Source organism: Photobacterium sp. R1 (genome assembly GCF_054600795.1).
In genome coordinates this window covers 88,804-114,106 of the sequence record NZ_BAAHZP010000008.1, presented here as the reverse complement: position 1 = coordinate 114,106, position 25,303 = coordinate 88,804, and the positions used below count along the sequence as shown (strand labels likewise).

The window sequence follows — 25,303 nt, the reverse complement described above, 5'->3', positions numbered from 1 at the left end:
CGGGACTCACTAACATTATTTTCTGAAGAAATATTTCTGCCAGACATAAAACTTCCCCCATAAACCCATGTGTTTGGATTTCAGGAAGATCAGTCCTTTTGACTTTTTCCAGCTGTGCTGGAACCAGTGTGTCAGATATGCGTTACTCGGCTTGTCGAAGTGCATCGGCTCGCCCTGATAATTGTAGAAATATTCGATCGGATAAAGCTGACAGTTTTCTGATTGTCTTAGTTCCTGATTTAACAGAAAGTCTGTCATAATCTCAGGTCCCATATAAAGCGGGGACTGGTGAATATCTTTTTCGTAGAACTGCACAAGTTGATTCAGGATCACTGAATCGGGTTCTGCATAGATTGAAGCAGTTCCCAGCAAGGTTGCTGATTCGTAGCCGACCGAAAACTTGCAGTTTTCAAAGAGCGGGAAGGGATCCTGCTGGATTGTGACATCAACGTCCAGATACAGACCGCCTTCATGCTGAAGGATTTTTAATCGCAGGTAATCGGTAACAAAAGCAAACAGCCCTTTGTCATGGCATGTTTTGGCAAAAGGACATGCTGAAATCCACTGCTGAATCAGGGGATGTTCATCGGTCCAAAGCGTGAAGTTGTATCCTTGTTTTTGCCAGTCATCAATACAGACAAATGCAAGCGGCGGCATTTTTTTGCCCAGCCAAATGGCATGAATTTTCTTAATCATTCGCAGTTAGTTCTTTGGAGCGGGAGCCTCTGAGTTGATGAGTGAGGAAGAAGGTATAACAACTCCCCAGCATCACGTTATGTATCCATTGGCCATTATTGGAAAAGAAGAATGATTCAAACAGATTCACGGTCAGCCAGTACACCGTGAACATGAGGGAAATCAGTAATACTTCATTGACACCTCGTTTTTCCGGAGCACACATGGCAGCACGAACAACCCAAGCAAAGACAAAATACATGAGAAGCAGGCCAACAATGCCATAGGATACAAGCAACTCAACATGGGAGCTGTGCAGGTGCGTATAGTATAGTTTGATATACGCAGGGAAGTGTTCCGCATGCTGGATTACTTTTGCTCTACTGTTGTAACCACTGCCCAGAATAGGCCTTTCCTTGATCCACTTTAAGGCCTCATACCATAAGTGGAGGCGGGTACCGGCACTGTCAAATGGAATTTGTGACATATCTCCATTGGTGATAATTGAAGTGGCTGTCCCCATTTCTTTTTGTACCCTGTCATGAACTAGGGGTACACTTGCGTATGTAAAAAAGGCAAAACCCAGCAGAGAAAATGAACCTGCCAGAATCAGCTTATTGAGCTTTTCTTTGTGCAATATGGCATAAAGGAAGATACCTATGACATAGGCAGCAAGCAATGCGACCCAGACCTGACGGGATTGTGTAGTAATAACCACAAAAGCAAAAGCGCCAAACAATAACAGGGATGAGATGAACAGCACGATATTTTTGTACCCTCTTGCTTTGATGCTCAGGCAACCGTACTTCATCAGGAAAAATGAAGACAACAGAAAGCCGACACCACTGTACATGGCAGGATATTGTGCATTAATGATGTTGAAATCAATTCTTATCCCTTTTAAGCCCATTTCTATCTGCTGGATGACGTCAGAGTGGCTGTAAAACGCCAGCAGAATTCCCAGACACATTGACCACCAGGCCAGGTACACATTATTCAGTGAGCCTTTGAGCCAGTAAGCCATAAAAATAAAGAAGAACAAATCCGTCAATGCGCCAATATGGGGGGTCGCATTGGCAAGCTCAGGAATATCAATTCGGGAGTTGACCCAACTGAGAAGCTGAACAAGGATTGCGAAAAGCAGAGCCCACAATATTTTATCTTTCCAAAATTGTTTCCTTTCAACATACAGTGCAGCAATTGAAGCCAGTATGAATACAGTCTGGAAGATATCACCCACATCCCGGTATGAGCGTTTGAACAGGATATAGCCAATCACACAGCACAACATCGCCAGGCAAAAGCCTTTTGAATCCAGGAGTCTTTTTAATCGTGCGTCAAGTTGCATTTCGGGGTGCTCTAGTTTTTGTATGTCAGGTGCCAGGCCGATTTTCAGATAACTTTGGTCAGCTTTCTCATCAGGGTTTCATAAGCCCTGAAACCTTCAATGTATAATTTGTGGGACGGTCCCACAGGCTGTTTCTGTTTTCGTCTTGTGCCTATGACAGTTTTTGTTTGTGAACGTTCGAAGGCAGAAGGAAACACATGATATGCTTTTACGCCATGCCGCCAAGGCTTTTCCATATAGTCGTCGACTGGCTCAATAAAATATTGAGCGTGCAGGATAAACTGTTTGGCGGCTTGTGGAGAGATAATATACGCGCTGGTACCACAGGTTCCCTTGCAGTAAAAACCCAGAGAATATATTCCCTCGATCTTGAACGCAGCTTTATATTGATTGGGCTGATGTGCCGACATCTTGATATATCCACACTGCTCAACACGATGGCTAAGATCTTTGAGCAATGAATGGAGATCTTCAGTGAGTAATTTGACGTTATCTTCCAGAATAACAATCGGTTCATTCAACTCGACACACTTTTCCCACAATGCGAAGTGACTGGCATAGCAGGCGATTTCTGCAGGAATAAGATGATAGCCTTTTCGCTTAAATGTTAGCTCAGGAGCCGCTTTGTCACAGTGAAGGAAATGTAGTGCCTCTGTACCATCAATAGCATCAAAGAACTCAAAAGAAATTCCAGCATGAGTTAAAAGGGCTTGCATATGCGCACGGCGTTCAGTTGAACGTTTCAAGCTGACAACATAAGTTTTCATAGTCATCAATCATTTTTCTCTGCGAAATAGCGGCACATCTTCATATGGAATTATGTGCCATTCATTAATACATAATTGTCTAACGATTCAGAATCGCCATATACTCGGCTACGCCTTCAGCGACGGTCTTGAATTCTTCCTGATAGCCGGCTGCCCGGACTTTCGAAAGATCTGCCTGAGTATATGTCTGGTAGCGGCCTTTCAGGTGTCCCGGGAAAGGCACAGTTTCAACGTTACCCTTGCCGTGGTGTTTGATGACTGCATCCGCGACGGCCTGGAAGCTTTCCGCACGGCCGGTACCACAGTTGTAAATACCGGACACACCGTTTTGCCAGAACCACAGGTTCATTTTGCAGACGTCGCCGACATAAACGAAGTCACGCTTGAAGGTTTCAGAACCTTCAAACAGTTTAGGACTTTCGCCTTTTGACAGTTGCTCATTCAGGTGGAACGCAACGGATGCCATGCTGCCTTTGTGCTGCTCACGCGGGCCATAGACGTTGAAATAACGGAAGCCGGTAATTTGCGAAAGAGTTTCACCATGGGCCTCGGCATCCTGCCACAGACGGCGGACATAGTTGTCAAACAGCTGCTTGGAATAACCGTAAACGTTCAGGGCACCTTCGTAATTTTTTTCTTCAATGAAATCACGGTCACGGCCGCCATAGGTGGCTGCAGAAGACGCGTACAGGAACGGAATCTCGCGCTCCAGACAGTAGTGCAGCAACTCTTTGGAATACTCGTAGTTGTTGAGCATCATGTATTTGCCGTCCCACTCGGTGGTGGCTGAGCAGGCACCTTCGTGGAAAACGGCTTCAATCGGACCGAACTCATCACCGGCCATGATTTGCGTGATGAAGTCTTCTTTGTCCATGTAGTCGGCAATATCTAAATCCACCAGGTTCGCAAATTTAGTTCCGTCTTTGAGGTTGTCGACGACAAGAATGTCACGATAGCCTTGCTCGTTGAGCGCTTTTACAATGTTGCTGCCGATCATGCCGGCGCCACCAGTCACTATAATCATGGCACTTCCAGTTTTCTGTCAGATAAACTCAGTGGTCAGAGCTCTGCAACATAGCAGAGGAACCGCACCACCGCGTCAATAATTCGTCAATAGATATGATAACATCATCGGGGTTTGTTGATCTTGATTTTGACCCCACAACGTTAACAAACCATGACTGCCAAGGGTGATGCAAGTGAGAGGCCTATGAAAACCCGCGATAAAATTATCCATGCCGCATTGGAACTTTTTAATGAAAATGGTGAACCGAATATCACCACCAACCACATTGCGGCACATATGGGCATCAGCCCCGGCAATCTGTATTACCACTTCCGAAATAAGGAAGAGATTATACACAGTATTTTTGATGAATACGCCCAGGAGTTGCGTGTTCGTTTTCAGCCCCGGGAAGAGGCTGCGCTGTCCTCGGACAGTCTGCTGCAATACCTGGATGCGGTCTTTATGCTGATGTGGCGGTACAGGTTTTTCTACGCCAATTTGCCGGATATCCTGAGCCGGGACCCGGGATTGCAGCATAAGTATCTGCAGGCGCAGGAGAATCTCCATCAGGACATTATGGTGGTGATGCGTCATTTCCGGACCTTGGGTCTGGTTACGCTGGATGATGAGGAACTGCAAAGTCTGGCCAACACCCTCAAACTGGTGGCAAGCACCTGGATTTGTTATCAGACAGCTCAAGCGCCACAGGCCAAAATCACCAAGACTGTTATCTATCAGGGGGTGCTGCAGATTCTCAGTATTATAAGACCTCTGACCAGTACTCAGGGACGGGAAGTCGTTCTCCAACTTGAATCACATTATTGTGATCAAGTAAGACGGGATGTTTCATAGTTGTCGACGATACAGAGTTTAGCTCTTAAAATTTGGATAACTTTGTAACATTGTAGCGATTAACGGCTAAATTTTTAGTATGTTGTTCGTCGAAATTGGCAAAAACGCCTTTACAAGTTTGGAGAGCAAAATGTCAGCTGCCTTTTATCAACAGATCGCCGATCAAATTCAGGAAGTGAAAGCGGAAGGATTATACAAAAGCGAGCGTGTGATCACTTCAGCACAGCAAGCCGATATTGAGATCACCTCAGGTGATCACGTATTGAACTTCTGTGCCAACAACTATCTGGGTCTGGCGAACCACCCGGCGTTGATTGAGGCTGCCAAACAAGGCATGGATGAGCACGGTTTTGGTATGGCTTCAGTGCGTTTTATCTGTGGTACGCAGGACGCACATAAAGAGCTGGAGAGTAAGTTGTCAGCCTTCTTAGGCACGGAAGACACCATTCTTTACTCTTCTTGTTTTGATGCAAATGCCGGTCTGTTTGAGACCATTCTGGGCCCTGAAGACGCCATTATTTCAGATGCGCTGAACCACGCGTCGATTATTGACGGTGTTCGTCTGTGTAAAGCGAAGCGTTTCCGCTACGGCAATAACGATATGGCAGAGCTGGAGCAACAGCTGATTGCTGCAAATGAAGCCGGCGTACGTCATAAACTGATTGTGACCGACGGTGTCTTCTCAATGGACGGTGTGGTGGCAAACCTGCCTGCAATCTGCGATCTGGCCGATAAATATGATGCCTTGGTGATGGTTGATGATTCCCATGCCGTGGGTTTCATGGGTGATAACGGTCGTGGTACGCACGAATATCATGATGTGATTGACCGCATTGATATTATCACCGGAACGCTGGGTAAAGCGCTGGGCGGAGCGTCCGGTGGTTATACCGCAGGTAAGAAAGAAGTGATTGACTGGCTGCGTCAGCGCTCACGTCCATATCTGTTCTCAAACTCCCTGGCACCAGCGATTGTATCGGCTTCGATTCGGGTGCTGGATCTGCTGGCTGAAAGCAGTGATTTACGTGCCCAGCTATGGAAAAATGCTGAGCATTTCCGTCGCCGTATGTCAGAAGCTGGTTTTACGCTGGCAGGCGCTGATCATGCAATCATCCCGATTATGCTGGGCGATGCCAAGCTGGCGGCAGAGTTTGCTGAGCGCGCACTGAAAGAAGGCATTTACGTGGTGGGCTTCTCTTACCCTGTGGTACCGAAAGGCCAGGCGCGCATCCGGACGCAAATGTCAGCGGCTCACAGCACAGAGCAGCTGGATCGCGCAATTGATGTCTTTATCCGTATCGGCCAAGATATGGAAATTATCTGAACAACAATGATTTTGCGGCAGAGGCGTGAGGGTACGCCTCTGAGCATCGAGTGGATAGCAAGATGAAAATTAAAGCACTTTCCAAACTGAAGCCCGAAGAAGGCATCTGGATGACCGAGGTCGAAAAGCCTGAAATTGGCCATAATGACCTGCTGATCAAAATCAGAAAAACTGCAATCTGTGGTACTGACGTTCATATCTACAACTGGGATGAGTGGTCCCAGAATACGATTCCTGTTCCGATGGTGGTCGGCCATGAATATGTGGGCGAAGTTGTGGCCATTGGCCAGGAAGTCCGCGGTTTTGAAATTGGTGATCGCGTTTCCGGCGAAGGCCACATTACCTGCGGTCACTGCCGTAACTGTCGTGGCGGCCGGACACACCTGTGCCGTAACACCATCGGTGTGGGCGTGAACCGTGAAGGTGCTTTTGCCGAGTATCTGGTAATCCCGGCGTTTAACGCGTTTAAGATCCCGGATAATATTTCCGACGATCTGGCATCCATCTTCGACCCGTTTGGTAATGCAGTGCACACGGCGCTGTCTTTCGACCTGGTAGGTGAAGATGTGCTGATCACCGGCGCCGGCCCGATTGGGATCATGGCTGCTGCAGTGGCGAAGCACGTCGGTGCCCGTCACGTAGTGATTACCGATGTTAACGAATACCGTCTGGAGCTGGCACGCAAAATGGGCGTGACCCGTGCGGTGAATGTGGCTGAGCAGAAGCTGGAAGATGTGATAGCCGAACTGGGCATGACAGAAGGTTTCGATGTCGGTCTGGAAATGTCTGGCGTACCTGCCGCCTTTAACAGCATGCTGTCGAGCATGAACCACGGCGGTAAGATTGCGATGCTGGGTATTCCGCCATCAAACATGGGGATTGACTGGACTCAGGTCATCTTCAAAGGCTTGGTGATCAAAGGCATCTACGGCCGTGAAATGTTTGAGACCTGGTATAAGATGGCCAGCCTGATCCAGTCTGGTTTGGATCTGACGCCAATCATTACTCACCACTACAGTGTGGATGATTTCCAGAAAGGCTTCGATGTGATGCGTTCCGGCCAGTCAGGTAAAGTGATTCTGAGCTGGGACTAACCCTGAGTTCGGAATGCTGAAGAAGCGGTGTGCGCAGGCACGCCGCTTTTTTTGTGCCTGTTATCCGGCTGGCGTAAAGAGTTCCGATAAACGGACCAGAGTGACCTCTTGCTGCATTTCCGGCAGCATGGCTGTAATGGTTGCTAAGGTCACCGGGTGAGGATGTCCGATGGCAATGACGGCGCCCTGTTTCTGGGCTTGCTGGATGGCGCGTCTGAGCTGACGGCGGATGAAGTCTTCTGTCGGGATATGATCAATGAAAACATGACGGCGAAGCGCCGGGATATGAGCGGCCTGCGCCTGGTGTTCAGCCACCGATTTGGGCGTGGTCCGGCTGTCGAGAAATCCCAGGTGTTGCTGTCTGAGCACTTCCATCACCCAGCGCATGGCTGTCGGATTTTCAGTCAGCAAACTGCCCATATGATTGTTCATTCCAATCGCACCGGGCACCCGGGTCAGCGCATGACGCAGTCTGGTCTGCAGCTCATCCTTTTTCATCGCGGCGGTCAGTGTTGTCAGTTCGAGCGGTGCCGTGCGGCTGGGCTGCATTGGCATGTGGAGCAAGACATCCCTTTGTTCCTGTTGCGCCTGACGGGCCGTTTGCTGGTCAAAGGGCGTGTCCGGCAACACAGACACGCTGATTTGCGGCGGCAGGGCAGACAGAGGAGAGGGCATGAGCTGATAACCGAGGTCATCAATCACAATGGCCAGTCTGGCTGCCTGAACTCCGCCGGGCAGTATCAGCAGCCAGATCAGACTGAAACGAACAAACCACTTCATGTGAACCATCCTTGTCCTCTTCGTGGAATAAACGACGTCAGTGGCCTCTCTGAAATTACCGGATCAGCCAGGGACGCGGGTTGGTGGGCGTTCCTTTTCGCCGGATTTCAAAATAGAGTCCCGGCGCTTCCTGTCCGCCACTGTCACCGACCAGTGCAATGGCTTCATTGGCCCGGACGGTATCGCCGACCTTTTTCAGCACTGTCTGGTTATAGCCGTAAAACGTCATATCGCCGTGTCCATGGTCAATGGCCACCATCAGACCGTAGCCGCGCAACCAGTCGGCAAAGACGATTTTTCCGTCGTGTACCGCTTTTACCTCACTGCCGATGGATTTGCTGATCACCATGCCTTTCCATCGCAGCTCGCCTTTGAGCGGACTGCCGTAGCTGTGAACCACATTACCTTTCACCGGCCAGGGCAGTTTGCCTTTAAATGTGTTCAGGCCATTCATACTGACCCGGGCGCGACGCGCAGCTTCTTCTGCAGCTTTTCTGGCTTTGACGATTTCACTGACCAGACGTGTTTCATTGTCTTTCAGCTCGGTCAGATAACGTTTATCAGCACTGAGCTGTCCTTGCAGTTGCCTCACGGTCCCCTTACGGGCCTGCTGACTGCTGAGCAGCGATGCGCGGTCTTTTTTCAGCTGACTGAGCAGGGTTTGCTGGGTATTGCGTTGTTCCGTGAGCTGATGTTTCTTGAGCTGGAGCTCGGTATCCGTTGCGGCCAGTTCATCCAGAGCCCGGCTGCGTGCCTGACTCAGACGGGCAGCATATTCAGCCATACGCTCCATCTGTGATGCGTCATTTTCGCCCAGCAAGTTGGCCAGCGGCGAGGACTTCCCCAGTTTATAGTGGCTGGTAATAAGGGCTTTCAGTTGTTCCCGCTGGCCGATCTGGCGCTGAAGCAGGGCTTGTTGTTCTTTTTCCAGCTGGTCGATGGAGCGGGTCAGCGTGTCGACTTTCTGCTCCGCCTGATGAATGTTTCCGGCAGCTCTGGCAATCGCCAGTTCCTGCTGTTTCAGATTTTTCTGTACTTCATTCAGCTGCTGTTTTTTTTGGCTCAGCTGCTGTTGCTGACGGGCGATTTCCTGTTTCATGCCTTGCAGCTGATTTTGATTATCAGCCAGCACAGAAGTGTTAAACGCCAGACATAACAAAGCGCCAGTGCCGAAGGCACTGGCGCGCAGAGTACAGTAGGTACGATAAAATAATGCCCGCATGTCTGGGATTATTTCAGATCGTACAGCACCTGACCAGTCATCTCTGACGGGATTTGAAGCCCGGTCAAGGACAGCATAGTTGGTGCCAGATCTGACAACTTGCCGCCTTCTTTCAGGGTAATTGCTTTGTCACCGACGTAAATCAACGGCACAGGCAGGTTGGTGTGTGCTGTGTGCACGCCGCCGGTTTCCGGGTTGATCATCATTTCTGCATTCCCGTGGTCGGCAGTGATCAGCAACTGACCGCCGGCTTCGCGAATTGCTTCAACGACGCGGCCGATGCTTTCATCAATGGCCTCACAGGCTTTCACTGCGGCATCGTAGACGCCGGTGTGACCAACCATGTCACCATTCGGGTAGTTACAGATGATCATGTCGAACTCGCCGCCTTTGATCGCAGCAACCAGTTTGTCGGTCAGCTCAGGTGCGCTCATTTCAGGTTGCAGGTCGTAAGTTGCAACTTTTGGTGAGGCGACCAGCGCGCGAGATTCACCGTCAAACTCGTTTTCTACACCGCCATTGAAGAAGAAGGTGACGTGCGCATATTTCTCAGTTTCAGAAATACGCAGTTGTGTCTTGCCCTGCTTCGCCAGCCACTCACCCAGCGTGTTTTCCAGGCTTTCCGGCGGGAAAGCTGAAGGCAGGTTAATGTCTGCCGCATATTGGGTCAGCATGACGAAGTGCAATGCAGGGAACTGCTGACGGGCAAAGCCAGTGAACTCCGGCAGGAAAGCACGGGTGATCTGACGGGCACGGTCGGCACGGAAGTTCATGAAAATCAAGGCATCGCCATCTTGCATCGCAGCATCCGGCTGGCCTTCCGCACGAAGTACGGTCGCTTTCACGAATTCATCGTTTTCTTCGCGGGCATAAGCTGCCTGCAGGCCTTCCACTGCAGAAACTGCGGTAAAGTCACCTTTGGCTGCAGTCAGCAGATTGTAAGCGGATTCAACGCGTTCCCAGTTGTTGTCCCGGTCCATCGCGTAATAACGGCCAACCAGAGAGGCGGTGCGGCCTTTGCCCAGTTGAGCAAACAGGGCATCAAAGCGCTCCAGCGAAGCCTGTGCACTGCGTGGCGGCGTATCACGGCCATCCAGGAAGCAATGCAGATAGATGTGCTCGGCACCACGCTCAGCGGCCATTTTCACAGCGGCTTCAATGTGATCTTCATGGCTGTGAACACCGCCCGGTGACATCAGACCCATGATGTGAACAGCTTTTCCGGCAGAAATTGCGCTGTCCATCGCTTTGACCAGGTTTGGGTTGTCCTGGAATTCACCGTCGGAGATCGCTTTGGCAATCCGGGTCAGATCCTGATACACCACACGGCCGGCGCCGATATTGGTGTGGCCGACTTCTGAGTTCCCCATCTGACCATCCGGCAGGCCGACGTCCAGACCTGAGGCAGAAATTAACGTGTTGGCTTCGTTTGCCATCAGGTTATCCAGAACCGGGGTATTGGCGTTGGCGATCGCGTTGTTGGCTGTATCTTCGCGATAACCCCAACCGTCGAGAATTACCAGAGCCAGTGGCTTCTTAGCAGACATATGCTGTCCTCTCCATTAATATGAACAATCTGAAAAATGTAGACCAATTACCTCAACAACCGGTGTTGTCCGTCTACCAGGGCGCTCAGGTAAGGAGTCAGGTCGGTAATTTTACTACAAAAGAACCGACATTTTGTAGTTCAGATCAAACATCGCTGTAAATGGTTTGTTATCTTTACGACATAAAATATATTCAATTTGGTCCTCTGGTGTAAGAGCACAGCCTGCGTTTTTTACTATTCCAGCGATAGGTATGGCCTTGCGACACCGGGATGACGATACAGAAAGCAGTGAGTCGTGACGCGTAAATGCGGCGGGCGGGTGTACTTCATTTCGGCCGGAGGTATACTCAGTTTCCTTAATTTTGGTTGAATCTTGCCGCTGGCCGTTTTCCGGACAGTCGGTGAAGGTGGATAGAGCGAAAATCATGCAGCAATTCATAGAGTTTGTTACGAGTAATCCGATGTTGTCTCTGGTCTGGGTTGGTCTGGTTGTGGCCCTGATCTCTTCAATGGTGAAGCAGAAAACAGCGGGTTATACCGTGGTCACCCCGAACCAGGCGACAGTGATGGTCAATCGTGAAGACGGCATTTTTGTCGACATTCGAAACAAAGATGAGTTTCAGCGTGGCCATATTGCTGGTGCACTTCACATTTTGCCAAGCGAAATCAAAGCCCAGAACCTGGGACCGCTTGAAAAGTATAAGTCAGCCCCCATCATTGTGGTGTGCAAAACAGGTCAGACGGCGCAGGAAAGTGCCAACCTGTTACATAAAGCGGGTTTCAGCAATGTGAAACTGCTGAAAGACGGTTTGATTTCCTGGAACGAGGCCAACATGCCTCTGGTGACAGGAAAGAAGTAAAGTTTTGAACTCTCGGGGAGCCGGATGATCCGGCTGCCATTTTTATTCAGGCCGGGCGGCTCCCGGCACAATGACAGATTTCCAAGCGCGAAATCCTCAGAAAAAGGACAATATCATGGCTGAAGCAGCGAACCACGAAGCGCAACAGAACTTCCAAATCCAACGCATTTTCCTGAAAGATGTCTCTTTCGAAGCTCCGAACTCTCCGGAAATGTTCCAGAAAGAATGGAACCCGGAAGTGAAGCTGGATCTGGATACGCAAAGCCGTGAGCTGGCAGAAGGCGTTTATGAAGTCGTTCTGCGTCTGACCGTGACTGTGAACAATGACGCGGACTCTGCTTTCCTGTGTGAAGTGCAGCAGGGTGGTATTTTCTCTGTTTCAGGTATGGAAGCTCCTCAGCTGGCACATTGCCTGGGCGCCTTCTGTCCGAACATCCTGTTCCCGTACGCGCGTGAAACGATCTCCAGCCTGGTCGTGAAAGGGACTTTCCCGCAACTGAACCTGGCACCGGTCAACTTTGACGCGCTGTTTATGAATTACCTGCAAAGTCAGGCTGAAGGTAACCAGGAAAGCTCTGAAGCCTGATTGGCGGGAACGCATGACTTCAACCACTGAAAACGCAATTTCGATGTCAGTCCTGGGTGCCGGTTCTTACGGCACCTCACTGGCGATTTCACTGGCCCGGAATGGTGCCAATGTGATTTTGTGGGGCCACAATCCGGTCCATATCGCACAGCTGGAAACCGACCGGGCCAACGAGGCTTTTTTGCCGGGTGTGGCTTTTCCAGAGTCGTTGATTCTGACTGCCGACCTGGAAGCTGCGGTGAAAGCCAGCCGGGATTTACTGCTGGTGGTGCCGAGCCATGCTTTTGCGGATGTGCTGAAACAGATGAAGCCATTCCTGCGCGATGACTCCCGGATCTGCTGGGCCACCAAAGGTCTGGAGCCGGAGACTGGCCGTTTGCTGCAGGACGTCGCCCATGAAATTCTGGGTGACAACATCCCGCTGGCTGTTTTGTCCGGACCGACGTTTGCGAAAGAACTGGCTGCTGGCCTGCCGACTGCAATTTCTGTTTCCTCTCCGGATTCCGGTTTCGTGAAGGATCTGCAGGATAAAATCCACTGTGATAAAAGCTTTCGGGTTTACAGCAACAGCGATTTTATCGGTATGCAGCTTGGCGGCGCAGTGAAGAACGTGATTGCGATTGGCGCAGGGATGTCTGATGGCATCGGCTACGGAGCGAACGCCCGAACTGCACTGATCACCCGGGGACTGGCAGAAATGTGTCGCCTTGGGGCAGCGCTGGGTGCACAGCCGGAAACCTTTATGGGAATGGCCGGACTGGGCGATTTAGTGCTGACCTGCACCGATAACCAGTCCCGGAACCGTCGTTTTGGTCTGGCGCTGGGTCAGGGCAAGGCTGTGGATGAAGCACAGCAGAATATCGGCCAGGTGGTGGAAGGATACCGCAACACCAAGGAAGTCTGGGTACTTGCGCAGCGCTATGGTGTGGACATGCCGATTACCGAACAGATTTATCAGGTGCTTTATCAGGGCAAAGATGCCCGGGAAGCCGCCAGGGATCTGTTGGCCAGGGCGAAGAAAGACGAATAACGTCCTCCAGGTAATTGAATGAAAATGAAACAGCGCGGGCAAGAAAGCCCGCGTTGTTTTTTTTGCTGAGAAGTTTAAAGTTATACCCATACTCACTGTCAATCAGCCGGACATTGGACGGAGGCAGTAAAATGGTGCATACACATGAAGGATATACAGGGGACGACGTGAGGGAGTGTCAACAGAAAGCCGTCTGGAAAACTATCAAGCAGGAAGCCATCGTGCTGACGGAACAGGAACCGATGCTGGCTAGCTTTTACCATGCCACGATTATCAAACACGATAATCTGGGGGCCGCGCTCAGTTATATTCTGGCCAATAAGCTGGCGACGCCGTCGATGCCTGCGATGGCTGTGCGTGAGGTGATTGAAGAAGCGTATGCAGCAGACCGGATGATTACAGAGTCCGCCGCCTGTGATATCCGGGCCGTCGTGGAACGGGACCCGGCGATCAATAAGTTCTCTGTCCCCTTACTGTATCTGAAGGGCTACCACGCCTTGCAGGGCTATCGGGTGGCCAACTGGCTGTGGAAGCAGAACCGGGAAGCGCTGGCGGTTTATCTCCAGAATCAGATTTCCGTCAGCTGTCAGGTGGATGTTCATCCGGCGGCCCGGATTGGACAGGGGATCATGTTTGACCATGCCACAGGTATTGTGATTGGTGAAACGGCCGTGATCGAAAATGATGTTTCGATTCTGCAGGATGTGACTCTGGGTGGTACGGGTAAGGAATGTGGCGATCGTCACCCGAAAATCCGTGAAGGGGTCATGATCGGGGCCGGTGCGAAAGTCTTGGGCAATATCGAGGTCGGTGAAGGTGCCAAGATTGGCTCCGGTTCAGTTGTGCTGTCGCCGGTGCCGGCACATACGACGGTTGCCGGGGTTCCCGCGAAAATTGTCGGTCGCCCGAGCTCGGATAAGCCATCCATGGATATGGATCAGCAGTTCAACGGTGTGTATCAGACTTTCATTGCCGGTGATGGCATCTGAGATAATGTCATCACCAGAGCGGAAAGGGGCCAGAAGGCCCCTTTCGTGTTCTCAGCCGGGGTTATCTGGCTCCGGCAAAATCAAACTGGCGCCAGGCTTCATACGCAATAATGGCCGCGGCATTGGACAGGTTCAGACTGCGGCTTTCCGGATGCATGGGAATGCGCAGGCGTTGTTCCATGGGTAAGCTTTCAATGACTGTCATGGGCAGGCCCCGGGTTTCCGGGCCAAACAACAGAATATCCCCTTCCTGAAAACGGGCTTGTGTGTGGTACTGGGTTGCCTTGGTTGTACAGGCAAACAGGCGTCGTCCGGCAGTCGCCGTCAGAAAGGCTCCGAAATTTGCGTGGCGATGGACATGGGTCAGATCGCGGTAATCCAGTCCGGCACGGCGCAGTTTTTTCTCTTCCAGATCAAATCCCAGCGGCTCAATCAGATGCAGGTTTGCGCCGCAATTGGCACACAGGCGGATAATGTTGCCCGTATTGGGCGCAATTTCAGGTTCGTACAGGGCGATATCAAACATGCTCAGACTTCACAACGGCAAAAGCGTTATTGTAGCCTGTCTGGAGGCGGGCAAACCAGTCTGGTAATCAGTGGCGTGACGATTGGAAAGGCCGCCCCCGGATTGTTTCAGGGGGAGGCCGTCTGTGATTATGCGGGTTCAGGGGAAACCTGTGGTTGCCCATGGGGAGCTAGCGGCAGGATCAGTGTGACCTTCAGGCCGCCCAGCGGGCTGCGACTGGCCGTGATGCTGCCATTGTGCTGGCGGATGGCATTTTCCGTGATAGCCAGTCCGAGCCCGGTACCGCCGCTGTGACGATCTCTGGCTGTAGATACCCGGTAAAAAGGCCGAAAGATATCTTTTAACTCTTCATCCGGCACCCCGCTGCCGTTGTCATCAACGGTGATGGTCAGGTTGTGGTCATTGGCACTGAACTGGACGTCGACCCGGTCTTTGCCATAGTAGATGGCATTTCGGACCACATTCTCCAGCGCACTGATCAGCAGTTCGGCATTTCCGGTCAGCGGCCAGGGCAGCAGAGGACCACAGGTCAGCGATTTCTGGTGCTGACTGGCTTCGAACTCAGCATCATCCAGCATGTCTTGCCACAGGCTGATTGCATCACTCTGTTCCCGGGCTTCCTGACCATGGATCTGCATGCGTGACAGTTCCAGCAGCTTGGCGATCATGGCTTCGAGTCGTTCGGCTTCGGTGTCAATCCGGTCGAGCTCCGGACTGCTGCCTTGTTTGCGCTGGGCCAGCGCCGTGGCCATCCGAAGCCGGGTCAGCGGCGAGCGCAGTTCGTGGGAGATGTCTGACAGCAGCCGCTGCTGACCATTGATCATCTGGTTCACTGAACTCACCATCTGGTTAAAGCTGGCCCCGGCCTGACGAAATTCCTGCGGCCCGGAGGTTTCCAGTGTCGGGTCCTGCGTGAACTGTCCGCTGGCAACACGTTGCGCGGCATGCTGGAGCTTTCGGGCCGGGCGGCTCAGCGCCCAGGCTAACCACAGCAATAACGGAGTGCTGACCAGCATTGTCAGCAGTAACAGATGAAACGGCTGGTCGAGAATGCGCAGGAAAAACGGCGGTGGGCGGTGAGTCACCCGACCGACATACATCAGTGCGTTCTGTCTCTGATCGCCGACCAGAAATGGCCCGGCAACCATCCAGCGACCATAGAGTTTCTGTCTTGGGTTATCCGGACTGTCGGCACTGGTGATGAAGTTGCGCAGGGCTTTGGTCCGCTCATGCGGAGTCAGCAGTTCGCCTTCGAGACTGGTGAAATAGAGTTGCATGCCTTTGTGGCGTTTCGGATCGGCCAGCGGCAGCAGCTTTTCTTCCAGACGACCCGACCGACGGCTCAGGCGTTCGGATATTCGTTCAGCCGCTGCCTGATAGCGATCCAGTTCCGGTCGGGGAATGGTGTGCTGCGCCCTGGGATCCAGGTGGGGCAATAACAACAGCACCAGGACTACCAACATCAAGGTCAGCCAGAAAATCGCGAAGATCCGGCTGGACAGCCGGTTGAGTACCGGCAGCTTCATCCGGCCTCCACGAAGAGGTAACCCTTGCCGCGCAGAGTTTTGATCCGTGGTTTACCGTCTTCTCTTGGCGGCAGCTTTTTGCGCAGATTCGATACATGCATATCAATAGCACGGTCAAAGGGGGCCAGGCGTTTGCCCAGAACTTCCAGACTGAGTGTATGTTTGGTCACAACCGTGCCCGGGTGGCGGATCAGGTGGCTTAGCAGGGCAAGCTCGGTCGCCGTCATTTCTACCAGTTCACCGTTACAGGTTACTTCCTGGCGGCCGGGAAAAATGGTCAGGTCGAGATAAGTGATACAGTCGGATTCCGGTGGGGTGTCCTGTACCAGACGGGCGCGGCGTAGGATTGCACGCATCCTTGCCAGCAGCTCGCGGTCACTGAATGGTTTGGGCAGATAGTCGTCTGCACCCAGCTCTAATCCTAACACCCGGTCAATCTCTTCGCCTTTCGCTGTCAGCATGAGCACCGGGGTGCTGCGGGTTTCACGGAGTTTTCGCAGCATTTCAATGCCGTTCATTGCCGGCATCATGACATCAAGCAGGATCAGATCGGTATCGTCGTCAGCCATCTGCAGGCCCTGCTCGCCATTATGAGCGATCCGGACAGAGAATCCCTCCAGCTGAAGAATGTCGCTGAGCAGTGCTGTCAATTCGTTGTCGTCATCGACTAAAAGTATATTTGCCATACCAATCTTCGTGTCAGTTCACTATAAATTTAAGTATCTCTTATGGCCGTATGCAGGCCAAGCAGGATAACAATGCTTTACCCAGCTTTACGTTTTCACGACAACCCTTTACCTGATGAGGCGTAGACTCAGCGGTAACAGAGACCAACAGAGTGAGACAAATGATGAACAAGATGAGCAAAACAATGAAACGTAGTGTCGCGATTGTCCTTGCAATGCCTTTGATGCTGGGGTCTGTGTATGCGATGGCTGATAATCACAAAGGTCATCACGGAGACCGTGATGATTGCGGAGGTCCGCGCGCAGATCACGGTATTTTCCGTTCGCTTGATCTGACTGATGCCCAGAAAGAAAAGATGCGCAGCTTACGTGAGAGTAACAGAGATACCATGCGTGAGCAGATGATGCAGGGCCGTGAGGCAATGCAGGCAAACCACGACAAAATGCAGGCACTGATGCTGGCAGATAATTTTGATGAAAATGCCGTACGGGAACTGGCGAAACAAATGTCGGATCAGCAGATTGATCGCCGGGTGGCCATGATGAAGAAACGTCATGACATGCTGAATATTCTGACGCCGGAACAAAAAACTCAGTACAAGAAATTACAGGCTGAGAGACAAGTAGAATGCATGGCGAAATGGAAAGAAAAAAGCGGTGAATAATTCTGTTTTTATTGAATGAAGCAGCAGCCACAACTTTATGTTGTGGCTTTTTTTGTTGTCATTCCATGCTGAACTTGTCAATTTTGTTATTAAATTTCATCATAAAACCGCTATACTGCGGATAAGATTTATCTGGCCATGTGGCTGAAAACAGCCATTTTCAGGGAATCCGGTGACGGAGCGGCTGAGATTGCAAACTGAGGATATACTTAGTGGCATAAAGCTTGGCTGCGTCTTCCCGTACAAAATGAACGATGGATTCCAGTCTGCGGAAAAGTCTCTCGGCGCATGGCAAGTTAACGTGATATGAATCAATACATCATTTTTCTAAATTGTAATACTCCTACATTAGTAGGAAAGTTACAGTTTACGCGAGCCGTAGCCCAGAGGGTGCGTGGCGGAGTCGGTGACTAAGGCCAGCTCGTGCAGGAAAGGATTTTTCATTTCCCAAAGTCAGAGGGTAACCATGATTAAAAAGATTGGTGTTTTGACCAGTGGCGGTGACGCCCCAGGTATGAACGCAGCGATTCGCGGTGTAGTGCGTGCCGGTTTATCGGAAGGTCTGGAAGTCTACGGTGTATACGACGGTTATCAGGGCTTGCACCAGAACCGTATCGAAAAGCTGAGCCGTTCCAGTGTATCTGACGTGATCAACAGGGGTGGTACCTTCCTTGGGTCTGCACGCTTCCCTGAGTTCCGTGACGAGAAGGTCCGGGCTCAGGCGATCGAGAACCTGAAAGTTCATGGCATTGATGCGCTGGTGGTGATCGGCGGTGACGGTTCTTACATGGGGGCGAAGAAACTGACCGAAATGGGTTACCCATGTATTGGTCTGCCAGGCACCATTGACAATGATGTCGCGGGTACGGATTACACCATTGGCTTCATGACCGCGCTGAATACTGTGATTGATGCGATTGACCGTCTGCGTGACACATCGTCTTCTCATCAGCGTATTTCTATTGTGGAAGTGATGGGCCGCCACTGTGGCGACCTGACACTGATGGCGTCGATTGCCGGTGGCTGTGAATACATCATTACACCGGAAACCGGTCTGCACAAAGAAGAACTGCTGGCCAAGATTAAAGAAGGCATCTACAAAGGGAAGAAGCACGCGATTGTTGCGATTACCGAGCTGATGACCGATGTGAATCAACTGGCGAAGTACATTGAATCTGAAACCGGCCGCGAAACCCGCGCGACGGTTCTGGGTCACATCCAGCGTGGTGGTCAGCCAACGGCATTTGACCGGATTTTGGCTTCGCGCATGGGTGCTTACGCGGTGGATCTGCTGATTCAGGGCGAGGGTGGTCGTTGCGTGGGTGTTCAGAACGAGAAGCTGGTGCACCACGATATTATCGATGCGATCGAGAACATGAAGCGTCCGGTCCGCAAAGATCTGTATGCGGTTGCAGACAAGTTGTTCTGATACCACAGAACTGAAGCTGAACTAAAAAAAGCCGACTTGAAGTCGGCTTTTTTGTATTCGCAGCCTTACGAAAGGCTGTGACATCAGATGCAGCAACGGCCGCACCTGATGGCAGATGTCTTATTTCTTCGCTTCAGCAGCTGCTTTTGCAATTGCAGCAAAACCTTCTGCATCCAGCGCTGCGCCGCCAACCAGAGCACCGTCGATGTCTGGCATCGCGAACAGCTCAGCAGCATTGCCAGCTTTCACTGAACCACCGTACTGGATCACAACGTGCTTCGCGACGTCTTCGCTGAAAGAAGCGATGTGCGCACGGATCGCTGCGTGGATTTCCTGTGCTTGTTGTGCTGTTGCAGCTTTACCTGTACCGATCGCCCAGATTGGTTCGTAAGCGATGATGGCACCGTTCAGCGCTTCAACGCCCTGAGTTTTGATCACTGCATCCAGCTGGCGGGCACAAACGGCAACGGTTTCACCGGCTTCGTTTTGCGCTTCGGACTCACCGATACACAGGACAGGTGTCAGGCCGTGCTCTTTCAGGAAAGCGAATTTCTTCGCAACAAACTCATCAGATTCGTTGTGGTATTCACGACGCTCAGAGTGGCCGATGATGATGTGGCTGGCACCGAAATCTTTCAGCATTTCCGGAGAGATATCGCCGGTGAAAGCGCCGCTGGCGTTCACATCAACATTTTGAGCACCCAGAATGATTTTGCTCTTGCCCTGGCTGATCAGACGCTCTGCCAGATCCAGATACATCACAGGTGGCGCCACGGCCACGTCAACTCCCTCAACGCCAGCCAGCGCGGCATCCAGACCTGTCAGCAGGTTGGTGACCATCTCTTTGCTGCCGTTTAGTTTCCAGTTACCCATAACTACAGGATGACGCATACGATTTTCTCCATATCTATGTGATTTCTAAAGTCAGACTAAACTGAGCACACCACTACCGTGCTCAGCAGTGTGTTCAGTGTAGTCTGCCTGTCAGGGACGTCCTGATGCCGATGGCAAAAACGTCCTCAGTATACGTCGGATAGACGTAAACTTCCTTAATCTTGAGCAAGGCTATGGCTGTTTGTACCGATTTCAGGGCCAAAAGTGAACTCTGAGCTGTAACTTTTTTTCATTCCCGGAATAGATGCGTGAGTTGATTCCAATGGGAAAAGTGATCCGCAGAGGATTTCAGAACAGTCCGGTCGCCTGGGGCAGTAAAATCAGCTAATTTAGGCTGGTATTCAAGGAAATGACAGGCCGGGCCTGTTGAGCAAGGAGAGTTGTATGCCACACCTGAAACTGGAATTTGCCGATCCTGTCGCAGAGCGGGTGAATGTCGCTGCACTGCTGGAGGATTTGCATCAGTCGTTACTGACGTGCGGGGTTTTTGAGCCTGCATCGGTGAAATCCCGAGCTTACCCATGTCACCAATGGCAGGTTGGGGAAGGGGGCGACGCCCGGAATTTTATCCATGTGGAGCTGGCATTGTTGTCCGGTCGTGACAATGATTGTAAGCGCGGACTGGCAGAGCGTCTGATGCCGCTGCTGGAGCAGCACGCCGCGACCATTGACAGTCTGACCATTGAAATTCGGGATATGGCAAGTGAGACTTATCTCAAGGCAAAACGCTGACGGTGTAATCACGCCGTTTGTGTCTGAGGGCAAGATTATGCCTGACGCTGGAAAGGCATAATCTCTGCCTGCTGTTCGGTCAGCGTTTCCGGTGCAGTCAGTGACTGGGCGAAGCGCTGAAGCTGTTGTTGTAATTCGGCCCTGAGCAACATGTTGGTGTGGATCGGATTTTTGCCACGGGCGATGATCTGGTTGATATGGCTCAGCTGTGCCCGCAGCCTGGGCTGCATGGCCGGACTCGCATTCCGGATGACTTCTTCGCTCATTCTCAGTCGTAAGGCTTCCAGCTCTTCCGGAGCGGTTTCTGCCAGTTTTTTGAGCTCATCAAACGGTGGTAAAGTTTGCATAACCCATTCCCCTTACAGCCAAAAAGGCCAAAACTGTGACATCCTTAACACTAGATGGCGGGGAAATAAAAAAGCGTCTCATTGATGAGACGCTCAACAATTGGGTAAACCCGGCTGTCCGGAAAGTCAGGCGAATTACCAGTAATGCTCGACGGTGATCTGACCGGGTTTCCGGCGCAGGTTTTTAATAAAGCCGCGTGCTTCAAGTACGGCTTTGGTATCTTTGACCATGGCCGGGTTACCGCACAGCATCAGCTGGCAGGTTTCAGGATGGAGCGGGATCCCGACGTGGCGCTCCAGCATGCCATCGGCAATGGCTTGCGGAATCCGTCCGGTAAGTGCCAGCGGTGCGGGTTCACGGCTGACAAAGGGCTGGACAATCAGCTGCTCGGGATATTTGGCCTTGAGTTCATTAATTTCGGCCTGATAACTGAGGTCGGCGGCGAAGCGGACCGCATGAACCAGGACAATTTTACGAAATCGTTTCCAGGCGAGCTCCTCACGCAGAATCGACAGATAAGGTCCCAGCGCCGTGCCGGTTGACAGCAGCCAGAGGACTTCGCCTTCAGGCACTTCATCTAACGTAAAGAAGCCATTGGCCCGGGCCGTGATAAACACTTCATCCCCTTCTTCCAGTGCATGCAGCCGAGGTGAGAGCAGGCCGTCGGCGACCCGGGTGGCGTAGATTTCAATCTGATCGCTGGTGGGCGGGTTGACGAAGGAGTATGCACGCTGGACCATTTTGCCGTCGCATTCCAGCGCCAGCTTGGTAAATTGCCCGGCTTTGAAGGGTTCAATATTTGCCGTCAGCGTCAGACTGAACAGTTCGCTGTTCCAGTGACGGTTTTTGATAACCTTGGCAGGGATCCAGTCGGCCATTGTGCTCTCCTTTTACATAATCAGATTCTCAGGTCGGATATATCCGGTAGCTGCAGCGACGCTGACCCGCAATGATGTGTTCGCTGCGCTCAATCGCTACCCCGTCGCCCAGCAGACGCTGGAAAACGGCCAGTTCAGATCGACATAAAGAGGGGCAGCGTTTGGCGGCATGGCAGATGGGGCAATGGTTCTCGATGAGAATGAAGCCGTTGTCATCAGACTCCAGCTGTGCCATGTAACCTTCCTTTTCCCTCAGTGTAGTCAGGATCTGAAGTTTTTCTTTTAAATCTTCTGCCTTTGCGATGGCCTGTCGGTACTGACTGAGCGTGTTTTCTTCACGCTGATTCAGTATTTTTTGCAGTCCTTCCTGACCGAACAGATTTTCCACCGAATCCAGCATCTGGATGATGAGATCACCATGGCGGTCGGCAAACTGTTCATGCCCTTTGGCCGTCAGGTGCCAGTGACGGGTCGGCCGGCCGACTTTGGCTTTGATATCTTCAAAGCCCACCAGGCCATCATCTTCCAGCCCTTGCAGGTGCTGGCGGACGCCCATGGTGGTCAGTTTCAGCTCTTCGGACAGTACTTTGGCGGTGACCGGTCCGTCCTGCTTCATGCGGTGGAGAATTTTATCTATGGTTTTCATGGTTGTATTGCTTGTGTTCATTCGGTCTATTATGTCGCCGACTCAGTATATAAAGCAACGGCTTTACTAAATAGCATAGTCCAGTTTGCGAGAGAATACCGTGAAAGTCTGATGATGATCAGGGTGTTATCTCCCGGCCTCCGGAGAACACAGGCCGGGAAACAGGCAGGGTTTATAAGATGTGAGGCAAAATTGCCGGATCTTTGCGGTCGAGATAGTGAATCGATTTAATGCGACGGATGGTCCGGCATTTTCCCCGGATTAACAGGGTTTCCGTGGTGGCAATATTGCCTTTGCGGCTGATGCCATCGAGCAAATCGCCTTTAGTGATGCCTGTGCCGGCAAAGATGACGTTATCGCTTTTTGCCATCTGTTCCAGTGGCAGTACCTGATTGGGCTCGATGCCCATTTCACGGCAGCGATCCATTTCTAACTGACCCATACGATAGTTATCGTCACTGCCGCCTTTGACCAGAAAACGCGGCAGCAACCGGCCCTGCATGTCACCGCCCAGCGCACGGATGGCGGCCGCAGAGACCACGCCTTCCGGCGCACCACCGATGCAGTACATCACGTCGACTTCGCTGTCCGGCATACAGGTCAGAATCGAGGCGGCCACATCACCATCCGGCACGGCATACACCCGGATTCCCAGCCCCTGCATGCGGGCAATTACTTCGTCGTGACGGGGTTTGGCCAGCGTGATGACGACCAGTGTCTCCAGCGTTTTGCCCAGTGCGGCTGCGATATTGTTCAGGTTTTCTTCCAGCGGCAGGCTGAGATCGATATGCCCTTTGGCTGCCGGGCCGACCACCAGTTTTTCCATGTACATATCCGGCGCTTTGAGAAAAGCACCTTTCTCTCCCGCAGCGAGAACAGCCAGGGCATTGTTCTGACCCATCGCGGTCATCCGGGTGCCTTCAATCGGATCGACGGCGATATCAACGGCGTCACCGCCGGCACCGACCTTTTCACCAATATAAAGCATCGGCGCTTCGTCGATTTCGCCTTCGCCGATCACAATCTCACCGTCAATTTCAGTTTGATTGAGCAGGGTACGCATTACCGCTACCGCAGCGCCGTCTGCGGCGTTTTTATCGCCCCGGCCCAGCCATTGATAACCAGCCAGTGCGGCACCTTCGGTGACACGGGAAAAAGCCATCGCCAAATCGCGTTTCATGGGAACTCCAGAATCAGACAACTACAGATGATGAAAATCTGCGCAATTGTAACACAAACAGCAGGAAATCGTTTTCCTGTTGTGAACATCAGAGAATAAGCATTGAAAGAAACAAGCCTGCCGGAAGGGCAGGCTTGTTTGTCAGTCGGGCGATCGGACGTTGAGATTACTCTTCTTCGTCGATAGCCCAGCCTTTCGCACACTCAACAGCACGTTTCCAGCCGTTGTAGCGGCGGGTGCGCTTGCTGTCATCCGTGCATGGCGTGAAGCTGCGATCCAGTACGGCTTTGTCTTTCAGCTCATCAATGCTGTCCCAGAAGCCCACGGCCAGGCCCGCCAGATAACCAGCACCCAGTGCGGTTACTTCAGTGATCACCGGACGGTGCACTTCAGTGTTCAGCAGGTCGGACTGGAACTGCATCAGGAAGTTGTTGGCAACGGCACCGCCGTCGACTTTCAGGGCAGCCAGGTGGATACCGGAATCTGCCTGCATTGCATCCAGCACATCGCGGGTCTGGTAGGCGATACTTTCCAGCGTGGCACGGATCAGGTGGTTGCTGTTCACACCACGGGTCAGGCCGACAATCGCGCCGCGGGCATACGGATCCCAGTAAGGGGCACCCAGACCGGTGAAGGCCGGTACAACGTAAACGCCGTTGGCACTGCCGACTTTCTCGGCAAAGTATTCAGAATCTTTGGCATCGCCCAGCAGTTTCAGTTCGTCACGCAGCCATTGAATGGATGCACCCGCCATGAACACCGCACCTTCCAGCGCGTAGGCCGGTTCGCCTTTCGGGCCGCAGGCGAGGGTCGTCAGCAGGCCGTTTTGCGAGGTGACTTTTTCTTTGCCGGTATTCATCAGCAGGAAGCAGCCAGTGCCGTAGGTGTTTTTCGCCTGACCGGCTTCTACACACATCTGACCGAACAGTGCAGCCTGCTGGTCACCGGCAATCCCGGCGATTGGCACACGGGTGCCGCCTTTACCGCCGATGTTAGTCTGACCGTAGACTTCAGAAGAAGCTTTGACTTCCGGCATCATTGACAGCGGGATATCCATGGCTTTCAGCAGTTTTTCATCCCACTCCAGAGAGTTGATGTTAAACAGCATGGTCCGGGAAGCGTTGGTGTAGTCGGTGACGTGCACACGGCCCTGGGTCAGTTTCCAGATCAGCCAGGTATCGACAGTACCGAACAGCAGGTTACCGGCCTCAGCCTGTTCGCGGGCGCCTTCAACGTTGTCCAGAATCCACTTGATTTTGGTCCCGGAGAAATACGGGTCCACCACCAGACCGGTGTTCTCGCGAATATAGTCTTCCAGTCCTTGCTCTTTCAGCTGCTGACAGATATCGGCGGTACGGCGGCATTGCCAGACAATGGCGTTGTAAACCGGCTTGCCGGTATTTTTGTCCCAGACAATGGTAGTTTCACGCTGGTTGGTGATCCCAATGCCGGCGAGCTGGTCGGTGCGGATGCCGACTTTCGCGAGCGCTTCCACCATCGTCGAGCTCTGGGTGGCCCAGATTTCCATTGGGTCATGTTCAACCCAGCCGGCTTTCGGATAGATTTGGGTGAATTCGCGCTGCGCGGTGCAGACGATGTTGGCGTCGTGATCCATGATTACGGCGCGTGAGCTGGTGGTTCCCTGATCGAGTGCGACGATGTACTTTTGTTCTGTGGTCATCTGAGTGTCCTCTTATCTCTGATAATTATA

At 52.0% G+C, this 25,303-nt stretch carries 26 protein-coding genes; 10 read left to right on the top strand and 16 right to left on the bottom strand.

Going from position 1 to position 25,303, the window contains the following annotated elements:
* Positions 1-15: 15 nt before the first annotated feature.
* The 4 genes from ACYP03_RS14835 to rfaD form a co-directional block, all read right to left on the bottom strand.
* The gene (locus ACYP03_RS14835) at positions 16-696 is read right to left on the bottom strand and encodes a glycosyltransferase (protein ID WP_330961377.1); all 681 of its coding nucleotides are present in this window, start codon (positions 694-696) and stop codon (positions 16-18) included.
* Positions 689-1,915 carry an O-antigen ligase family protein gene (locus tag ACYP03_RS14830; protein ID WP_459780680.1) on the bottom strand — a complete coding sequence of 409 codons (1,227 nt, stop codon included), beginning with the start codon at positions 1,913-1,915 and terminating at the stop codon, positions 689-691. Before ACYP03_RS14830 ends, ACYP03_RS14835 begins: the two co-directional genes overlap by 8 nt.
* Before the next feature lie 152 nt (positions 1,916-2,067).
* Complete coding sequence (locus ACYP03_RS14825; protein ID WP_330961375.1) at positions 2,068-2,790, bottom strand: glycosyltransferase family 25 protein; 723 nt, start codon at positions 2,788-2,790, stop codon at positions 2,068-2,070.
* Positions 2,791-2,869: 79 nt separating this feature from the next.
* A complete protein-coding gene (gene rfaD / locus ACYP03_RS14820; RefSeq protein WP_330961374.1) occupies positions 2,870-3,814 on the bottom strand; it encodes an ADP-glyceromanno-heptose 6-epimerase in 945 nt (314 codons plus the stop codon).
* A 186-nt stretch (positions 3,815-4,000) separates the two neighbouring features.
* On the opposite strand from rfaD, the gene ACYP03_RS14815 reads away from it, so the two are divergent.
* The 3 genes from ACYP03_RS14815 (at position 4,001) to tdh (ending at position 7,066) form a co-directional block, all read left to right on the top strand.
* Entirely contained in the window at positions 4,001-4,648 is a 648-nt protein-coding gene (locus tag ACYP03_RS14815) for a TetR/AcrR family transcriptional regulator (RefSeq protein ID WP_459780678.1), read from the top strand.
* A gap of 130 nt (positions 4,649-4,778) precedes the next feature.
* Positions 4,779-5,972: a glycine C-acetyltransferase gene (locus ACYP03_RS14810; protein WP_248144460.1), complete on the top strand. Its 1,194-nt coding sequence runs from the start codon at positions 4,779-4,781 to the stop codon at positions 5,970-5,972.
* 62 nt (positions 5,973-6,034) lie between these two features.
* A complete protein-coding gene (gene tdh, locus ACYP03_RS14805; RefSeq protein ID WP_459780676.1) occupies positions 6,035-7,066 on the top strand; it encodes an L-threonine 3-dehydrogenase in 1,032 nt (343 codons plus the stop codon).
* 60 nt (positions 7,067-7,126) lie between these two features.
* Here tdh and ACYP03_RS14800 read toward each other — a convergent pair whose 3' ends face one another.
* Genes ACYP03_RS14800 through gpmM form a run of 3 tightly spaced genes read right to left on the bottom strand, consistent with a single transcriptional unit; the run spans position 7,127 to position 10,615 of the window.
* Positions 7,127-7,846 (bottom strand): divergent polysaccharide deacetylase family protein, encoded by a 720-nt coding sequence (locus tag ACYP03_RS14800; protein WP_459780675.1) that lies wholly within the window; start codon positions 7,844-7,846, stop codon positions 7,127-7,129.
* Positions 7,847-7,901: 55 nt separating this feature from the next.
* Entirely contained in the window at positions 7,902-9,068 is a 1,167-nt protein-coding gene (locus ACYP03_RS14795) for a peptidoglycan DD-metalloendopeptidase family protein (protein WP_459780674.1), read from the bottom strand.
* An 8-nt stretch (positions 9,069-9,076) separates the two neighbouring features.
* A complete protein-coding gene (gene gpmM / locus ACYP03_RS14790; RefSeq protein ID WP_459780672.1) occupies positions 9,077-10,615 on the bottom strand; it encodes a 2,3-bisphosphoglycerate-independent phosphoglycerate mutase in 1,539 nt (512 codons plus the stop codon).
* Positions 10,616-11,042: 427 nt separating this feature from the next.
* On the opposite strand from gpmM, the gene ACYP03_RS14785 reads away from it, so the two are divergent.
* From ACYP03_RS14785 to cysE, 4 genes are all read left to right on the top strand, one after another.
* On the top strand, positions 11,043-11,477 hold the full coding sequence (locus ACYP03_RS14785; RefSeq protein WP_248144455.1) for a rhodanese-like domain-containing protein: 435 nt from the start codon (positions 11,043-11,045) through the stop codon (positions 11,475-11,477).
* Between the two features lie 115 nt (positions 11,478-11,592).
* Complete coding sequence (secB, locus tag ACYP03_RS14780) at positions 11,593-12,063, top strand: protein-export chaperone SecB (RefSeq protein WP_248144454.1); 471 nt, start codon at positions 11,593-11,595, stop codon at positions 12,061-12,063.
* A 13-nt stretch (positions 12,064-12,076) separates the two neighbouring features.
* Positions 12,077-13,093: an NAD(P)H-dependent glycerol-3-phosphate dehydrogenase gene (gpsA, locus tag ACYP03_RS14775; protein WP_248144453.1), complete on the top strand. Its 1,017-nt coding sequence runs from the start codon at positions 12,077-12,079 to the stop codon at positions 13,091-13,093.
* Positions 13,094-13,224: 131 nt separating this feature from the next.
* Entirely contained in the window at positions 13,225-14,082 is an 858-nt protein-coding gene (gene cysE / locus ACYP03_RS14770; RefSeq protein ID WP_371929365.1) for a serine O-acetyltransferase, read from the top strand.
* Positions 14,083-14,143: 61 nt separating this feature from the next.
* On the opposite strand, the gene trmL is transcribed toward cysE, so the two are convergent.
* The 3 genes from trmL to ACYP03_RS14755 all read right to left on the bottom strand — a co-directional run bounded on the left by trmL (position 14,144) and on the right by ACYP03_RS14755 (position 16,820).
* Positions 14,144-14,608: a tRNA (uridine(34)/cytosine(34)/5-carboxymethylaminomethyluridine(34)-2'-O)-methyltransferase TrmL gene (trmL, locus tag ACYP03_RS14765; RefSeq protein ID WP_459780669.1), complete on the bottom strand. Its 465-nt coding sequence runs from the start codon at positions 14,606-14,608 to the stop codon at positions 14,144-14,146.
* Between the two features lie 128 nt (positions 14,609-14,736).
* Positions 14,737-16,134 (bottom strand): envelope stress sensor histidine kinase CpxA, encoded by a 1,398-nt coding sequence (cpxA, locus tag ACYP03_RS14760; RefSeq protein WP_459780667.1) that lies wholly within the window; start codon positions 16,132-16,134, stop codon positions 14,737-14,739.
* Positions 16,131-16,820 (bottom strand): response regulator, encoded by a 690-nt coding sequence (locus ACYP03_RS14755; protein WP_330961368.1) that lies wholly within the window; start codon positions 16,818-16,820, stop codon positions 16,131-16,133. The genes cpxA and ACYP03_RS14755 overlap by 4 nt, the downstream gene beginning before the upstream one ends.
* Before the next feature lie 185 nt (positions 16,821-17,005).
* Between ACYP03_RS14755 and ACYP03_RS14750 the strand changes: the two genes are divergently transcribed.
* Positions 17,006-17,485 (top strand): CpxP family protein, encoded by a 480-nt coding sequence (locus ACYP03_RS14750; protein ID WP_459780665.1) that lies wholly within the window; start codon positions 17,006-17,008, stop codon positions 17,483-17,485.
* A 466-nt stretch (positions 17,486-17,951) separates the two neighbouring features.
* Positions 17,952-18,914 (top strand): 6-phosphofructokinase, encoded by a 963-nt coding sequence (gene pfkA / locus ACYP03_RS14745; RefSeq protein WP_248144448.1) that lies wholly within the window; start codon positions 17,952-17,954, stop codon positions 18,912-18,914.
* A gap of 120 nt (positions 18,915-19,034) precedes the next feature.
* Here the strand turns inward: pfkA and tpiA are convergent, their stop codons facing one another.
* The gene (gene tpiA, locus ACYP03_RS14740; protein WP_459780663.1) at positions 19,035-19,805 is read right to left on the bottom strand and encodes a triose-phosphate isomerase; all 771 of its coding nucleotides are present in this window, start codon (positions 19,803-19,805) and stop codon (positions 19,035-19,037) included.
* A gap of 387 nt (positions 19,806-20,192) precedes the next feature.
* Between tpiA and ACYP03_RS14735 the strand changes: the two genes are divergently transcribed.
* Positions 20,193-20,540: a 5-carboxymethyl-2-hydroxymuconate Delta-isomerase gene (locus ACYP03_RS14735; RefSeq protein ID WP_248144446.1), complete on the top strand. Its 348-nt coding sequence runs from the start codon at positions 20,193-20,195 to the stop codon at positions 20,538-20,540.
* A gap of 35 nt (positions 20,541-20,575) precedes the next feature.
* On the opposite strand, the gene ACYP03_RS14730 is transcribed toward ACYP03_RS14735, so the two are convergent.
* The 5 genes from ACYP03_RS14730 to glpK form a co-directional block, all read right to left on the bottom strand.
* A complete protein-coding gene (locus tag ACYP03_RS14730) occupies positions 20,576-20,887 on the bottom strand; it encodes a DUF3135 domain-containing protein (protein WP_459780661.1) in 312 nt (103 codons plus the stop codon).
* Positions 20,888-21,022: 135 nt separating this feature from the next.
* Positions 21,023-21,766 (bottom strand): ferredoxin--NADP reductase, encoded by a 744-nt coding sequence (locus ACYP03_RS14725; protein WP_330961365.1) that lies wholly within the window; start codon positions 21,764-21,766, stop codon positions 21,023-21,025.
* 28 nt (positions 21,767-21,794) lie between these two features.
* Positions 21,795-22,412, bottom strand: a complete 618-nt coding sequence (locus ACYP03_RS14720; RefSeq protein WP_248144443.1) for a helix-turn-helix transcriptional regulator — start codon at positions 22,410-22,412, stop codon at positions 21,795-21,797.
* 172 nt (positions 22,413-22,584) lie between these two features.
* A complete protein-coding gene (gene glpX, locus ACYP03_RS14715; RefSeq protein ID WP_330961364.1) occupies positions 22,585-23,592 on the bottom strand; it encodes a class II fructose-bisphosphatase in 1,008 nt (335 codons plus the stop codon).
* A gap of 166 nt (positions 23,593-23,758) precedes the next feature.
* Positions 23,759-25,273 (bottom strand): glycerol kinase GlpK, encoded by a 1,515-nt coding sequence (glpK, locus tag ACYP03_RS14710; protein WP_248144441.1) that lies wholly within the window; start codon positions 25,271-25,273, stop codon positions 23,759-23,761.
* Positions 25,274-25,303 lie beyond the last annotated feature (30 nt).

Excerpts from the sequence above, each read along its gene's own strand:
- ACYP03_RS14835 (WP_330961377.1), bottom strand. The coding sequence starts at position 696 with ATGATTAAGAAAATTCATGCCATTTGGCTGGGCAAAAAAATGCCGCCG.
- ACYP03_RS14825 (WP_330961375.1), bottom strand. The coding sequence starts at position 2,790 with ATGAAAACTTATGTTGTCAGCTTGAAACGTTCAACTGAACGCCGTGCG.
- rfaD (WP_330961374.1), bottom strand. The coding sequence starts at position 3,814 with ATGATTATAGTGACTGGTGGCGCCGGCATGATCGGCAGCAACATTGTA.
- ACYP03_RS14815 (WP_459780678.1), top strand. The coding sequence starts at position 4,001 with ATGAAAACCCGCGATAAAATTATCCATGCCGCATTGGAACTTTTTAAT.
- ACYP03_RS14810 (WP_248144460.1), top strand. The coding sequence starts at position 4,779 with ATGTCAGCTGCCTTTTATCAACAGATCGCCGATCAAATTCAGGAAGTG.
- tdh (WP_459780676.1), top strand. The coding sequence starts at position 6,035 with ATGAAAATTAAAGCACTTTCCAAACTGAAGCCCGAAGAAGGCATCTGG.
- ACYP03_RS14800 (WP_459780675.1), bottom strand. The coding sequence starts at position 7,846 with ATGAAGTGGTTTGTTCGTTTCAGTCTGATCTGGCTGCTGATACTGCCC.
- ACYP03_RS14795 (WP_459780674.1), bottom strand. The coding sequence starts at position 9,068 with ATGCGGGCATTATTTTATCGTACCTACTGTACTCTGCGCGCCAGTGCC.
- gpmM (WP_459780672.1), bottom strand. The coding sequence starts at position 10,615 with ATGTCTGCTAAGAAGCCACTGGCTCTGGTAATTCTCGACGGTTGGGGT.
- ACYP03_RS14785 (WP_248144455.1), top strand. The coding sequence starts at position 11,043 with ATGCAGCAATTCATAGAGTTTGTTACGAGTAATCCGATGTTGTCTCTG.
- secB (WP_248144454.1), top strand. The coding sequence starts at position 11,593 with ATGGCTGAAGCAGCGAACCACGAAGCGCAACAGAACTTCCAAATCCAA.
- gpsA (WP_248144453.1), top strand. The coding sequence starts at position 12,077 with ATGACTTCAACCACTGAAAACGCAATTTCGATGTCAGTCCTGGGTGCC.
- cysE (WP_371929365.1), top strand. The coding sequence starts at position 13,225 with ATGGTGCATACACATGAAGGATATACAGGGGACGACGTGAGGGAGTGT.
- trmL (WP_459780669.1), bottom strand. The coding sequence starts at position 14,608 with ATGTTTGATATCGCCCTGTACGAACCTGAAATTGCGCCCAATACGGGC.
- cpxA (WP_459780667.1), bottom strand. The coding sequence starts at position 16,134 with ATGAAGCTGCCGGTACTCAACCGGCTGTCCAGCCGGATCTTCGCGATT.
- ACYP03_RS14755 (WP_330961368.1), bottom strand. The coding sequence starts at position 16,820 with ATGGCAAATATACTTTTAGTCGATGACGACAACGAATTGACAGCACTG.
- ACYP03_RS14750 (WP_459780665.1), top strand. The coding sequence starts at position 17,006 with ATGAAACGTAGTGTCGCGATTGTCCTTGCAATGCCTTTGATGCTGGGG.
- pfkA (WP_248144448.1), top strand. The coding sequence starts at position 17,952 with ATGATTAAAAAGATTGGTGTTTTGACCAGTGGCGGTGACGCCCCAGGT.
- tpiA (WP_459780663.1), bottom strand. The coding sequence starts at position 19,805 with ATGCGTCATCCTGTAGTTATGGGTAACTGGAAACTAAACGGCAGCAAA.
- ACYP03_RS14735 (WP_248144446.1), top strand. The coding sequence starts at position 20,193 with ATGCCACACCTGAAACTGGAATTTGCCGATCCTGTCGCAGAGCGGGTG.
- ACYP03_RS14730 (WP_459780661.1), bottom strand. The coding sequence starts at position 20,887 with ATGCAAACTTTACCACCGTTTGATGAGCTCAAAAAACTGGCAGAAACC.
- ACYP03_RS14725 (WP_330961365.1), bottom strand. The coding sequence starts at position 21,766 with ATGGCCGACTGGATCCCTGCCAAGGTTATCAAAAACCGTCACTGGAAC.
- ACYP03_RS14720 (WP_248144443.1), bottom strand. The coding sequence starts at position 22,412 with ATGAAAACCATAGATAAAATTCTCCACCGCATGAAGCAGGACGGACCG.
- glpX (WP_330961364.1), bottom strand. The coding sequence starts at position 23,592 with ATGAAACGCGATTTGGCGATGGCTTTTTCCCGTGTCACCGAAGGTGCC.
- glpK (WP_248144441.1), bottom strand. The coding sequence starts at position 25,273 with ATGACCACAGAACAAAAGTACATCGTCGCACTCGATCAGGGAACCACC.